Genomic DNA, 13768 nt, shown 5'->3' with positions numbered 1-13768 from the left:
TTTTTACTAAAAATATCGTCAATAAATTGGCGACAGCGAAACACCATCAGGACTCAGGGAGATGCACCCATGCGCGTACTAACCCCCCTCTGCAGCGCGGTTTTGCTGGCCATGGCTTGCACTTCCCAAGCCCAGGCCATGAACCTCACCGAAGCGATCCAGAGCACCATCGCTACCCACCCCGAACTGGCCTCGCGCGTAGATGCGCGCCTGTCGGCTGATGAACAGGTGAAGGTCGCCAAGGGCGGCTTCTATCCGTCGGTGGATCTGAACGCTGCTTACGGGCGCGGCTACAGCGACAACACCAACACCCGGGCCTTCGGTAACCACCACACCGAAATCCTCAATTACACCCAGTCCGAGCTGCGGCTGCGGCAGATGCTGTTCGACGGTTTCAACACCGCCAACGAAGTCGAACGCACCAAGGGCGTTTCCAACTCACGCGCCTATTACGCGCAAGGCACCGCCCAGGATCTGGCCCTGCGCACCATCGAGGTCTACCTCGAAGTGCTCAAGCGTCGCGAACTGGTGACCCTGGCCAAGAACAACCTGCAGGCGCACTTGCGGGTCAACGACCAGATTGGCCTGCGCACCGAGCGCGGGGTGGGCAGCACCGCCGACTCCGATCAATCGGTGGCCCGGAAGGCGCTGGCGCAGAACAACCTCGACACCGCCGAAGTCGATCTGGCGGATGCCGAATCCAACTTCTACAGCGTGGTCGGGCGCATGCCGGATGAGCTGGAAACCCCAGCCTCGACCCGCGGCGAATTGCCCGCCACCTTGCCTGAAGCCCAGCAGAGCATGGTCGAGAACAACCCGTATCTGAAATCCGCCCAGGCTGACGTGCAATCGGCGGAGAGCCAGTACGAAGTCGCCAAGTCGCCGTTCTACCCGCGCTTCGACGCGGAAGCCGCCGTCGGCGCCAACAACAACGTGCAGGGTGACGAGGGCCACGACAACGAATGGCGGGTCGGCGTGGTGATGAACTACAACCTGTTCCGTGGCGGCAGCGACAAGGCGCGACTGGCCTCCGACGCGCACCAGATCAACCAGGCGATGGACATCCGCAACAACGCCCTGCGCCAGCTCAACGAGAACATTCACCTGGCGTGGAACGCCATGCTCAACGCCAAGAAACAGACCCCGACCGCCCGCGAATACGCCGAGACCACCAAGCGTGTGCGCGCCGCGTATCAGGATCAGTTCGGCCTCGGCCAGCGCACCCTGCTGGACGTGCTCGACAGTGAAAACGAGCTGTACAACGCCAACCGTCGCTACACCGAAATCCGCTACACCGAGGAATACTCGATGTACCGCGTGCTGGCGAACATGGGCCAGTTGTTGAGCAAGCAGCGGGTGGTGCTGCCGGCCGATGCGATTGCCGCGACCGAGGTGAAAAACGAAGCGCGCTTGCCTGAACTGAAGTAGTCCCGATGATGTAGTGCCAGGGGAGCGATCAATATGACCAGCATGCAACCCGGTAACACCGGGATCGATCCGCGGCTGAGCTTCGATGACCCGTTGCTCGACGGTCTGTTGATCCTCTGCAAACTCCATGGCGCGACGGTCAGTCGCGCCAGCCTGAGCGCCGGGCTGCCCCTGGACAAACAACGCCTGAGCCTCGACCTGCTGCCCCGCGCCGCAGCCCGGGCCGGGTTGCAGGCGCGGTTACTGCGCCGAGAGCTGAAAGACATCTCACCGCTGAATCTGCCGGTGCTGTTACTGCTGGGCAACGGGCGCACGGCAGTGCTGCGGCGTTTTAGCGAAGACGGCAAGGCGCTGATCCTGCCCAGCGAAGCCGACGGCGGCGAGCAATGGGTCAGCCGTGAAGAACTCACCGAACACTACAGCGGTCAGGCCTTGTTCGCCCGGCCACGGCATGAACTGGAAGACCTGCGTTCACCGCTGGTGCCACGGGTGCAGGCGTGGTTTCGCGACACCCTGAAGCTGTCGAAATGGCTGTACAGCGACGCGATCCTCGCCAGTTTCCTGATCAACCTGCTGGGCCTGATGGTGCCGCTGTTCGTCATGCAGACCTACGACCGCGTGGTGCCGAACCAGGCCACGTCGACCCTGTGGGTGCTGGCGATCGGGCTGCTGATCGGCACCGGTTTCGAACTGGTGCTGCGGGTGGTGCGCGCGCACCTGCTGGACACCGCCGGCAAGAAAACCGACGTGATCCTTTCCGCGACTTTATTCGAACGCATCACCGGCATGGCGATGAAGGCCCGGCCGGCGACCATCGGCGGCTTCGCCCAGAGCATTCACGACTTCCAGGGCCTGCGCGAATTCCTCACCGCCGTGACCCTGACCAGCCTGATCGACCTGCCCTTCGTGGTGTTGATGCTGGTGGTGATCGGCTTGCTCGGCGGCTGGCTGGTGGTGATTCCGTTGCTGGCGTTTCCGATCACCATTGTTTTCGCAATGATCATTCAGGCCCGTCTGCGCGACACCGTGCAGAAAAGCCTCAGCCTCGGCGCCGAGCGTCAGGCGTTGCTGATCGAAACCCTCGGCGGCCTGGAAACCCTCAAGGCGTGCAGCGCCGAAAGCGAGCGCCAACACAAATGGGAAAGCACCCACGGCGCCCTCACCCGCCTCGACAGCCACGCGCGTAATCTCTCGGCGCTGGCCACCAACGGCACGCTGTTCATCCAGCAGTTTTCGGGGATGGCGACAATTGTGGCCGGGGTCTACAGCATCATCGCCGGCAATCTCAGCGTCGGCGCACTGGTGGCGACTTACATGCTCGGCAGCCGCGTGCTGGCGCCGCTGGGCCAGATCGCCGGGCTGATCACCCGCTACCAGCAAGCGCAACTGACCATGAAAAGCACCGATGCGCTGATGTCCCTGCCTCAGGAACGCGACGGCAAACAGCGGCCGCTGGAGCGCACGCAACTGCAAGGTGCGCTGGACGCCAACGCGGTGACCTTCCACTACAACGGTCAGAACGCCCCGGCCCTGAGCAACGTCAGTTTCAGCGTCAGACCCGGCGAACGGATCGGCATCATCGGCCGCAGCGGCTCGGGCAAAAGCACCCTGGCGCGACTGGTGATGGGCTTCTACGAACCGGACGAAGGCCAGTTGCTGCTCGACGGCCTCGACCTGCGGCAACTGGATGTCGCCGACCTGCGCCAGCAGATCGGCTACGTCGCCCATGACCTGCCGCTGCTGGCCGGCAGCCTGCGCGACAACCTGACCCTCGGCGCCCGCTACATCAGCGATTCACGGATGCTCGAAGTGGCTGAACTGACCGGCGTCACCGAGCTCGCCCGCCAGCACCCGCAAGGCTTCGACCGGCCGGTGGGCGAGCGCGGTCAATTGCTCTCCGGCGGCCAGCGCCAGGCAGTGTTGCTGGCGCGGGCGCTGTTGCTCGACCCGCCGATCATGCTGCTCGACGAACCCACCAGCGCCATGGACAACAGCAGCGAAGACGTCCTGCGCCAGAAGCTGCACGGCTGGGTGCAGGGCAAAACCTTGTTGCTGGTCACCCACCGCACTTCAATGCTGAGCTTGGTGGACCGGTTGCTGGTGCTGGACAACGGCCGGATCGTCGCCGACGGTCCGAAAGAAGCGGTCATCGATGCGCTGCGCAAGGGCCGGGTCGGCTCGGCAGCGGTCTAGGAGTTACCCCATGTCGGCTTCCTCACCTTCAAAACCCCGCGGTTATTTCGACAGCTTCGGTAAAAGCGCCGAAGCCGAATTCATGCCGGAAACCGCCGGCGCCTCGCTGCAGGATTCGCCACGCTGGTCGCGCATCACCGTGTGGCTGGCGGCGGCGCTGCTGATCAGTGCGCTGGTCTGGGCCAAGTTCGCCGTACTCCAGGAAGTGACCATGGGCGAAGGCAAGGCGATTCCGTCGAGCAAGGTCCAGGTGATCCAGAACCTCGAGGGCGGGATCGTCACCGAGATCTTCGTGCGCGAAGGACAAATGGTCGATAAGGGCGACAAACTGCTGCGCCTGGACGACACGCGGTTTCTGTCGAACAAGGGTGAGAGCGAGGCCGATCGTTATGCCTTGACCGCGCAGGTCGAACGCTTGTCCGCTGAAGCCGAAGGCCGGCCGTTCAAGCTGTCGGACGAAGTGATCGCCAAGGCGCCGCAAGTGGCCGAGGACGAGCGTTCGCTGTACGAGCAACGGCAGCGGCGGCTGGCCAGCGAACAGAGAACCCTCAGCGAACAGCTGCGGCAGAAGACTCAGGAGCTGGCGGAGTTTCGCTCGAAACAGGGGCAATACAGTTCGAGCCTGGCGCTGGTCAATCAGGAAATGAACATGTCCGAACCGCTGGTCAAGACCGGTGCAGTGTCGCCGGTGGAGATCTTGCGGCTCAAGCGCAGTGCGGTGGAAATCCGCGGTTCCCTGAACGCCACGACCCTGGCCATTCCCCGCGCCGAATCGGCCATCGCCGAGATCCGCAGCAAGATCGACGAATCGGAACAGACCTTCCGCTCCGAAGCGGCCAAGGAGCTCAACGAGAAACGCACCGACCTGTCGAAAATCACCGCGTCGAGCATCGCCATCGACGACCGTGTCAGCCGCACCACCGTGACTTCGCCGGTGCATGGGGTGATCAAGCAAATGAAGGTCAACACCATCGGCGGCGTGGTGCAGCCGGGCAGTGACATGGTGGAAATCGTGCCGCTGGAAGACAACCTGCTGATCGAAGCCAAGGTCCGCCCTCAGGACGTGGCGTTCCTGCATCCGGGCCAGAAAGCCATGGTCAAGTTCAGCGCCTACGACTACACGATCTACGGCGGGCTGAGCGCGAAGCTTGAGCTGATCGGCGCCGATACGATTACCGATGACAAGGGCAACAGCTTCTACCTGATCCAGGTGCGCACCGACAAAAACCATCTGGGCGGGGATGTGAAACCGCTGCTGATCATTCCGGGGATGGTGGCGACGGTGGACATCATTACCGGGGAGAAAAGTGTGCTGGATTACCTGCTGAAACCGGTGCTGAAAGCCCGGACCGAGGCGATGCGCGAACGCTAGTGATGATCCGGACTTTGCGGTGAATAATCTGACCCCTTCGCGAGCAAGCCCGCTCCCACATTTGGAATGCGTTCTCCCTGTGGGAGCGGGCTTGCTCGCGAAGAGTCCGGCATTACCAACACCTATCTTTCGCCATGATTCTTCTTAAAGGTCTCCTCGCCCATCGCCGCAATCTGCCCCTCGATCAGCGCTTCAAACGGCCTGAGCAACGGCTCAAACGAGGCCGGCGCCTCCAGCGTCTGCAACGCCTGCACAATCGCCTCAATCGTCGACAACGCCCCCGGCCCCGGTGCCTTGCGCAGCCGATACCGGGAAACCCCGCCCTCGGCCAGCGTCACCCGTGGCAACGCCGCCAGCAAGGGATTGAGGTGCAGCATCTTGCGCGCCTTGCGCCATGTGCCATCCGGCACCACCAGCAACAGCGGTTCATCGGACGCGGCGTAAGCCTGCATCGGCTGCGCATCATCCGCCGGGAACAACAACCGTGCCCGATACCCCGGCCGGTTCAGCAGCGCGGGCAAATCCTCGAACACTTCGCCGACAATCAGCTCGGCATTGTTCAACCCGAGCGCTGCCAGCCGTGCGGTGTTGAGCGCGTGATTGACCTCGCTCGGGTGCTGCAACAGCAACACCCGAGTGCGGCTGTCGAGGCTGGGGATCAGCGGGCACAGGCAATGAGTTTGTGGGCGCAGGCAGCGCGGGCATTGGGGTCTGGACATGTTCTTTATGCCTGATTGAGCTGCGCTTTGAGCAGATCGCGGAAGGTCTGGATCAGCGGCTCGCGGCTGCGGCCACGGCGCATGATCATGGAAAACGGCGCCTGATAGCCGAAGGTTGCCGGCAGCAGCACCCGCAGGTCGCCCTTGTCGGCCCAGGCCTGGGCGTAGTGCTCCGGCAGGTAACCGATGTAGGCCCCGGACAGCACCAGTATCAGCTGCGCTTCCATACTTTCCACGGTCGCGGCGCTGTGTTTGAAACCGTGACGGGCCAGTTCGGCCTGGCTCCAGTAACCGCGTCCGACCATGCGTTGCTGGGTGATGACCTGTTCGGGAATCCGCCGTTCGTTGAACAGCGGGTGCCTGTTGCTGCAATACAGCCAGTGCTGCTCGCGGTACAGCGGCATGTACACCAGGCCGCTCATGCGCGTGGAAAACGCGCCGATGGCCAGGTCGAGGCGGTTGTCCTGCACGCCGAGTTGCAGCTCATACGGGCTCATCACCGATAAATGCAAATGCACTGCCGGGTGTTCCTGGCTGTAGGCGCCGATGGCTTCGGCGAACGGCAGGGCCTTGTCGCTGACCGTGGAGTCGATCACCCCAAGGTTGAGGGTGCCACGCAGTTCGCCCTTGAGCGCGGCGGCGTATTGCTCGAAACCTTCGAGTTCGGCTAGCAGGCGCAGGGTTTCCTGATGGAACAGTTCGCCCTTGCTGGTCAGGCTGAAACCGCCGCGCCCGCGATGGCACAGCACCAGACCCAGCGCGGCTTCGAGCTGGCTCATGTAGGTGCTGATCGCCGAGGTCGACAGGTTGAGTTCCTGCTGCGCGTTGGCAAACCCCTGATGACGCACGACGCTGACGAAGATGCGCAACAGTTTCAGGTCGGGTAAAGCGTTGGCCATGTCTACTCCATGTTTCTGTCGAAACACCGTAAATGTGGGAGCGGGCTTGCTCGCGAAAGCGTCGGGCCAGCCGACATCCACGTTGCCTGACACACCGTATTCGCGAGCAAGCCCGCTCCCACAGAGGCGCCATGTTCACCCCGGTGAACGACAACGAGTCTATCTTCAGCCTCACCATTAGTTTAGAAAAATCTGAACTAAGTATTTGCCCGTAGCGATTCTTCCGCCCCACTACATTTCGCAGAATCGGCCCACAGCGGTGCCCGTGACCTTGCGAATGCGGTGCGCCGACATAAATAAAACAAAGACGATGAGGCCCTACCCGTGGACAAGATTCTTCACCAACCACTGGGCGGCAACGAAATGCCGCGCTTCGGCGGCATCGCCACCATGCTCCGACTCCCCCATGTACCGACCGCTGCCGGTCTGGACGCCGCTTTCGTTGGCGTGCCGCTGGACATCGGTACTTCGCTGCGCCCCGGCACCCGCTTCGGGCCGCGCGACATCCGCACCGAATCGGTGATGATCCGCCCGTACAACATGGCCACCGGCGCTGCGCCGTTCGACTCGCTGTCGGTTGCCGACATCGGTGACGTGGCGATCAACACCTTCAACCTGCTCGACGCCGTGCGCATCATTGAAGAAGCCTACGACAACATCCTCGAGCACAACGTGATCCCGATGACCCTGGGTGGCGACCACACCATCACCCTGCCGATCCTGCGTGCGATCCACAAAAAGCACGGCAAGGTCGGTCTGGTGCACATCGATGCCCACGCTGACGTCAACGATCACATGTTCGGCGAGAAGATCGCCCACGGTACGACCTTCCGTCGTGCGGTCGAGGAAGGTCTTCTGGACTGCGACCGTGTGGTGCAGATCGGTCTGCGGGCGCAGGGTTACACCGCCGACGACTTCAACTGGAGCCGCGATCAGGGCTTCCGCGTCGTTCAGGCCGAAGAGTGCTGGCACAAGTCGCTGGCGCCGCTGATGGCCGAAGTGCGCGAGAAAGTCGGTGGCGGCCCGGTGTACCTGAGCTTTGACATCGACGGCATCGACCCGGCTTGGGCGCCAGGCACCGGCACCCCGGAAATCGGTGGTCTGACGACCATTCAGGCGATTGAAATCGTTCGCGGCTGCCAGGGCCTCGACCTGATCGGCTGCGATCTGGTAGAAGTCTCGCCCGCTTATGACACCACCGGCAACACCTCGCTGCTGGCCGCCAACCTGCTGTACGAAATGCTCTGCGTACTGCCGGGCGTGGTCCACCGCTGAGGGTCGGGTCATGAACGAACGTGATCAGGTTCTGAAAGCGGCCGCCGATCTGGTGTCCGCCTTCGCCCGCAACGATCGCGAAGCCTACTTCGGCGCGTTCAGCGCCGATGCGAGCTTTGTGTTCTACACCCTCGAACAGCCCCTGCTGTCGCGCGATGCCTATCAGGCGTTGTGGGACAGCTGGCGCGCCGAGGATGGCTTCGAGGTGCTGTCCTGCACCTCGAGCAACGCCTTCGTCAGCCTGCAGGGTGACGTGGCGATTTTCATCCATGACGTGGCCACCGAGCTGCGCATGCAAGGGGAGCAACACTTCAGCCAGGAGCGCGAGACGATTGTTTTCAGAAAACAAGCGTCGAGCCTAGAACAACAAGGCCATTGGCTGGCCTGCCACGAACATTTGTCCGCAATGCCGGAAGGGCTGCCATCCCCTTAGCCAAGACAGGTGACGCTCACGCACGATGAGCGCGCCTTTATGATCGGAGCAGATCATGAATAACAACAACAAAGACCAAAGCCTTACGCAGATTGAAACCCACGGGGTCGAACAGATCCCGGACAACGAACGCACCGCCGGTCCCGTGGACTTGTTCCGCATGATCTTTGGCGGCGCGAATACCTTTGCCACCGCCGTGCTCGGCAGTTTCCCGGTGCTGTTCGGCCTGTCCTTTCAGGCGGGCGTCTGGGCGATTGTCTCGGGCGTGCTGCTCGGCTCGCTGATCCTTGCGCCGATGGGCCTGTTTGGCCCGCTCAACGGCACCAACAATGCCGTGTCGTCCGGTGCGCACTTCGGCGTGCACGGGCGGATCGTCGGTTCGTTCCTGTCGCTGTTGACCGCCATCGCCTTCTTCTCGCTCTCGGTGTGGAGTTCGGGAGATGCGTTGATCGGTGGTGCGAAACGCCTGATCGGCCTGCCGGAAACCGACCTGACCCTGGGCCTGGCCTACGGTCTGTTCGCGATTCTGGTGCTGACCGTGTGCATCTACGGCTTCCGCTTCCTGCTGTGGGTGAACAAGGTCGCGGTGTGGAGCGCGAGCCTGCTGTTCCTGCTGGGCATCTTTGCCTTCGCCGGTCCCTTCGATTCGCACTACGCCGGCACTGTCAGCCTCGGCCAGCCGGGCTTCTGGGCTGCGTTCATCGGCGCCGCACTGGTGGCCATGAGCAACCCGATTTCCTTCGGCGCGTTCCTCGGCGACTGGGCCCGCTACATCCCGCGTGAAACCTCGCGCCAGCGGATCATGGCGGCGGTGGTTCTGTCGCAGATCGCCACCTTCATCCCGTTCCTGTTCGGCCTGACCACCGCGACCATCGTGGCGATCCAGGCGCCGGACTACATCGCGGCCAACAACTACGTCGGCGGTCTGCTGGCGGTGTCGCCGAGCTGGTTCTTCCTGCCGGTGTGCCTGATTGCGGTGATCGGCGGCATGTCCACCGGCACCACGTCGCTGTATGGCACAGGGCTGGACATGTCGAGCGTGTTCCCGCGTCTGCTTTCACGGGTCAAGGCGACGTTGCTGATCGGCGTGCTGTCGATTGCCTTCATCTTCATCGGGCGCTTTGCGGCGAATCTGGTGCAGAGCGTGTCGACCTTCGCGGTGCTGATCATCACCTGCACCACCCCGTGGATGGTGATCATGATCATCGGCCTGGTGGTGCGTCGCGGCTTCTACTGCCCGGACGACCTGCAAGTTTTCACGCGCGGCGAGCAAGGCGGACGCTACTGGTTCAGCCACGGCTGGAACTGGCGCGGCCTGGGCGCGTGGATCCCGAGCGCGGCGGTCGGCCTGTGCTTCGTCAATTTGCCGGGGCAGTTTGTCGGCCCGCTCGGTGAACTGGCCGGCGGCATCGACATCAGCCTGCTGGTGACCCTCGGTCTGGCCTCGGTGATGTACCTGATGCTGCTGAGCCTGTTCCCGGAGCCGGCGCTGGTCTACGGCCCGAAGGATCCCCGCAGCAAAGGCGCCCATGCGCCGGCTGAAGCGGCGCTGCGTCAGGCTGCCTGATCAACCCTGTGGGAGCGGGCTTGCTCCCACAAGGGCAGCCTCATAGAACCAATTTGTTTCACCATAAAAAAGACAATCGGAGACACGCCATCATGGCTTTGGATTTATTCGTCGTCCTCATCTACGCCGCCGGCATGCTCTTGCTCGGCTACTTCGGCATGCGCAAGGCCAAGACCAACGAGGACTTCCTGGTCGCTGGGCGTAACCTCGGCCCGAGCCTGTACATGGGCACCATGGCGGCGACCGTTCTCGGCGGCGCGTCCACCGTCGGCACTGTGCGCCTGGGCTACGTGCACGGCATTTCCGGTTTCTGGCTGTGCGCGGCACTGGGTTGCGGCATCGTTGCGCTGAACCTGTTCCTGGCCAAGCCGCTGCTGAAACTGAAGATCTACACCGTTACCCAGGTCCTGGAAAAACGCTACAACCCGATGGCCCGCTCGGCGAGCGCGGCGATCATGCTGGCCTACGCGCTGATGATCGGCGTGACCTCGATCCTCGCCATCGGCACCGTGCTGCAAGTGCTGTTCGGCCTGCCGTTCTGGATCTCGGTACTGCTCGGCGGTGGCGTGGTGGTGATCTACTCGGCCATCGGCGGCATGTGGTCGCTGACCCTGACCGACATCGTCCAGTTCATCATCAAGACCGTCGGCCTGATGTTCATCCTGTTGCCAATCTGCCTGTACCGCGTCGGCGGCTGGGACGAACTGGTGCTGAAACTGCCGGCCACCGCCTTCAGCTTCACCACCATCGGCTGGGACACGATCATCACCTACTTCATGATTTACTTCTTCGGCATCCTGATCGGTCAGGACATCTGGCAACGGGTGTTCACCGTCAAGAACGAAAAAGTGGCTCAGTACGCCGGTAGCTTCGCAGGCATCTACTGCATCCTCTACGGTCTGGCCTGCGCCCTGATCGGCATGGCGGCACACGTGCTGATCCCGGATCTGGACAACGTCAACAACGCCTTCGCCGCCATCGTCAAACTGTCGCTCCCGGATGGCATCCGTGGCCTGGTGATCGCTGCTGCCCTGGCCGCGATGATGTCCACCGCCAGCGCCGGCCTGCTCGCCGCTGCCACCACCCTGACCGAAGACCTGCTGCCGAAACTGCGTGGCGGCAAACAGTCGAGCCTGGGGGTAAACCGCCTGTTCACCCTGCTGACCGGTGTCGTGGTGCTGGGCATCGCGCTGGTGGTCAACGACGTGATCAGCGCCCTGACCCTCGCGTACAACCTGTTGGTGGGCGGCATGCTGATCCCGCTGATCGGTGCGATCTTCTGGAAACGCGCGACCACTGCCGGCGCCATCGCCAGCATGGGCCTGGGTTTCGCCACCGCCCTGCTGTTCATGTTCAAGGATGGTCTGGATGCCAACACGCCGATCTACTACAGCCTGGCTGTGGGTCTGGTGAGTTTTGTGGTGGTCAGCCTGATGTCCCGCCGCCCAAACGTGGTGGCCAGCGCGATCTAAGCTGAAGCGGTAGCAACAACTTTCTTCGGCGGGTGTGGCGTCGGTTGCCACACCCGTTTTTTTCGTCTCAAGGAAAGTGCTTATGAAGATTGTTTCTCGCGATCAGTGGTTCGAAGTGCAGCACCTGAGCGACGGCATTCGGCTGATTCACGAGCCGTTCATCCGCCCCTTCTATCGCTGCAACCTGTGGCACGTTCAGGGCCGGGACAAGGATCTGTTGCTCGACAGCGGTTCCGGGCTGGTGAGCCTGCGCGAACAACTGCCGTGGCTGACCGAGCGGCCGCTGGTGGCGGTGGCCAGTCATTGCCATTTCGACCACATCGCCGGGCATCACGAATTTGCCGAACGGCTGGTGCATCCCGCCGAGGCGGACATTCTGGCAGCGCCGGATGGCGAGAACGATCTGAGCCGGGCCTTCGTCGGCGACGACATGTTCGAAGCGCACCCGGATTGCCCGTTGTGCTACGCCGAATATCGGGTCAAGGCGGCGCCGGCCACTGGTTTTGTCGAGGACGGCGATGTGCTGGACCTGGGCAATCGCACGCTGCAGGTGCTGCACACGCCGGGGCATTCACCGGGCGGGATCAGCCTCTATGAAGCGGCCAGCGAAACCCTGTTCAGCGGCGACATCATTTACGACGGGCCGTTGATCGAAGACGCCTACCATTCCAACCTCGACGACTACGCCGCCAGCCTGCGGCGCTTGCAGGGGCTGAAGATCCGCACGGTGCATGGCGGGCACTTCGGCAGTTTTTCCGGGGCGCATTTGCGCGGGATGATTGACGAATGGTTGCGCCGGCACGCCTGAGGCCTGCTGTACTTCAGTCAGATCAACCACAATAAATATCTGCCATGAGAAGAGCTGCCGTGCGCGCTGCCGTGCACCGATTCATCCTGCGCCTGCTGGAAAATCGTGAATTCGACGACCACACCAGCCTCGCGCAACTGGGGCTGGAAAAAGCGGATATCGAGGATCTGATCTTCCATCTGGAAGATGAATTCGGGCTGACGGCCTTCACCGCCGAAGAGGACCGGATGCTCAAGACTGCGAAAACCGTGAATGACCTGAGCCGGTTTCTGATGGAAATCGGGCGTCACTGAACAAAAGATCGCACCCGGCCGCCACTCCATGGAGCGACGGCCGGGTGCGATCTTTTGGCGTTTAAATCCTTTGATCCTTCAAAGCGGGGCATTACCGCCGACGTGGCTGACGCCGACGCTGTTCGTCATCGGTGCGAATCGGGACCGGTTGCAGAGGCGGTTCGATCAAGCCGAGGGCAACACCCAAATCGTGCAGCCAGTTTTGAATTTTCTCTTTCATCGTCATGCCCCCTTCAGGGTGGTGCTGAGCGTCCGGAATTCTGAGGCCGCTTCGCACTGATAATAGTCCGAAGTCCTACGCAATGCTCGGCCAAATCCGCAATGATCTGTTACTGAATTGATCCAAATCCCTGACCGTTCGTTCAAGCCGTTTCCCGCACGTCCTCGCCAGCCACGGGATAGAGCGCCTGCTGCTGTTCAATCCACGCGTTGAGGTTGGCACCGACCATGCCCCGACGCCACATGAGCCATGTTGTCGCACTGGCAAAAGGTTCGGCCAGCGGATGCACCGCCACGCTTTCGCGCCCCGGCAGGCTGGCGAGCATCGACTCCGACATCAGCGCCACACCGCTGCCGGCAATCACACAGGCGAGCATGCCCTGATAGGACTCGATCTCCATCGCCCGACCCATCGCCGCCTGATAGTGGGCGAACCACGCTTCCAGCCGTGCGCGATAGGCGCAGCCATGGCGGAAGGTGAACACTGCCCGCCCTTCCACATCCTTGGCGCTGCGCACCGGCGGGTGATCGGCCTCGCTGATCAGCACCAGTCGCTCGTTGCACAACGGCACACCGTCAATCCCGGCCAGTTGCGGCGGGCCGTCCACCAGCGCGGCGTCGAGGCGGCCGGTGAGCAGGCCTTCGAGCAACTCGCCACTGGGCCCGGACTGCACCTGAAGATTCACCGCCGGATATTGCTTGTGATAGCGCGCCAGCAGCGCCGGCAAATGGATCGCGGCGGTGCTGTACAGCGTGCCGAGCACGAAATCCCCCGCCGGCTGCCCGCCCATCACCGCCGCGCAGGCCTGATCGCGCAGGGCGAACAGTTTGCCGGTGTAGTCCAGCAGGACTTTTCCCGCAGGCGACAACTGCAAACGCTGACGCTCACGGACGAACAATTCGACACCCAGTTGCTCCTCCAGCTGTTTAAGCCGGGTCGACAGGTTCGACGGCACGCGGTGCAAACGTTCGGCGGCGCGGGTGATCGAGCCCTCCTCCGCCACGGCCTGAAAGATCCGCAATTGGCTGAACTCCACAACCTTTCTCCTGAACAGAACAAGTTACTCACTATTATTCAATTTTAAAGAAA

13 protein-coding genes are annotated in these 13768 nt (G+C 62.4%); 9 read left to right on the top strand and 4 right to left on the bottom strand.

Annotated features, from left to right (window positions below):
• Positions 1–69 precede the first annotated feature (69 nt).
• From CAG25_RS12350 to CAG25_RS12340, 3 genes are read left to right on the top strand one after another with little or no spacing between them, the layout of a single operon-like run.
• Positions 70–1428, top strand: a complete 1359-nt coding sequence (locus tag CAG25_RS12350; protein WP_064383226.1) for a TolC family outer membrane protein — start codon at positions 70–72, stop codon at positions 1426–1428.
• Between the two features lie 33 nt (positions 1429–1461).
• Entirely contained in the window at positions 1462–3621 is a 2160-nt protein-coding gene (locus CAG25_RS12345; protein WP_085611569.1) for a type I secretion system permease/ATPase, read from the top strand.
• A 10-nt stretch (positions 3622–3631) separates the two neighbouring features.
• On the top strand, positions 3632–4993 hold the full coding sequence (locus tag CAG25_RS12340) for an HlyD family type I secretion periplasmic adaptor subunit (RefSeq protein ID WP_039772526.1): 1362 nt from the start codon (positions 3632–3634) through the stop codon (positions 4991–4993).
• Between the two features lie 122 nt (positions 4994–5115).
• Here CAG25_RS12340 and CAG25_RS12335 read toward each other — a convergent pair whose 3' ends face one another.
• Both CAG25_RS12335 and CAG25_RS12330 read right to left on the bottom strand, forming a co-directional pair.
• Positions 5116–5712, bottom strand: coding sequence for a tRNA-uridine aminocarboxypropyltransferase (locus CAG25_RS12335; RefSeq protein ID WP_085611570.1), 597 nt, complete (start codon positions 5710–5712; stop codon positions 5116–5118).
• Positions 5713–5717: 5 nt separating this feature from the next.
• Entirely contained in the window at positions 5718–6611 is an 894-nt protein-coding gene (locus CAG25_RS12330; protein WP_039772530.1) for a LysR family transcriptional regulator, read from the bottom strand.
• Positions 6612–6935: 324 nt separating this feature from the next.
• Here CAG25_RS12330 and speB point away from each other — a divergent pair, with 324 nt between their 5' ends.
• The 6 genes from speB (at position 6936) to CAG25_RS12300 (ending at position 12459) form a co-directional block, all read left to right on the top strand.
• On the top strand, positions 6936–7886 hold the full coding sequence (speB, locus tag CAG25_RS12325; RefSeq protein ID WP_003222717.1) for an agmatinase: 951 nt from the start codon (positions 6936–6938) through the stop codon (positions 7884–7886).
• A 10-nt stretch (positions 7887–7896) separates the two neighbouring features.
• The gene (locus CAG25_RS12320; protein WP_007956584.1) at positions 7897–8319 is read left to right on the top strand and encodes a nuclear transport factor 2 family protein; all 423 of its coding nucleotides are present in this window, start codon (positions 7897–7899) and stop codon (positions 8317–8319) included.
• 55 nt (positions 8320–8374) lie between these two features.
• Entirely contained in the window at positions 8375–9886 is a 1512-nt protein-coding gene (locus CAG25_RS12315) for a cytosine permease (RefSeq protein ID WP_007956582.1), read from the top strand.
• A gap of 92 nt (positions 9887–9978) precedes the next feature.
• Entirely contained in the window at positions 9979–11358 is a 1380-nt protein-coding gene (locus CAG25_RS12310; protein ID WP_039772536.1) for a sodium:solute symporter, read from the top strand.
• A gap of 82 nt (positions 11359–11440) precedes the next feature.
• Positions 11441–12166: an MBL fold metallo-hydrolase gene (locus CAG25_RS12305; RefSeq protein WP_085611571.1), complete on the top strand. Its 726-nt coding sequence runs from the start codon at positions 11441–11443 to the stop codon at positions 12164–12166.
• A gap of 44 nt (positions 12167–12210) precedes the next feature.
• A complete protein-coding gene (locus CAG25_RS12300) occupies positions 12211–12459 on the top strand; it encodes a phosphopantetheine-containing protein (RefSeq protein ID WP_039772540.1) in 249 nt (82 codons plus the stop codon).
• A gap of 91 nt (positions 12460–12550) precedes the next feature.
• Here the strand turns inward: CAG25_RS12300 and CAG25_RS28830 are convergent, their stop codons facing one another.
• Complete coding sequence (locus tag CAG25_RS28830) at positions 12551–12679, bottom strand: PA1414 family protein (RefSeq protein ID WP_003184145.1); 129 nt, start codon at positions 12677–12679, stop codon at positions 12551–12553.
• A gap of 142 nt (positions 12680–12821) precedes the next feature.
• A complete protein-coding gene (locus CAG25_RS12295) occupies positions 12822–13715 on the bottom strand; it encodes a LysR family transcriptional regulator (RefSeq protein WP_074691146.1) in 894 nt (297 codons plus the stop codon).
• Between the last annotated feature and the right edge of the window lie 53 nt (positions 13716–13768).

Source organism: Pseudomonas sp. B16(2017), from assembly GCF_002113205.1.
Lineage (GTDB): Bacteria > Pseudomonadota > Gammaproteobacteria > Pseudomonadales > Pseudomonadaceae > Aquipseudomonas > Aquipseudomonas pharyngis.
The sequence above is the reverse complement of the archived record's forward strand: the minus strand, read 5'-3'. Positions and strand labels throughout refer to the sequence as shown.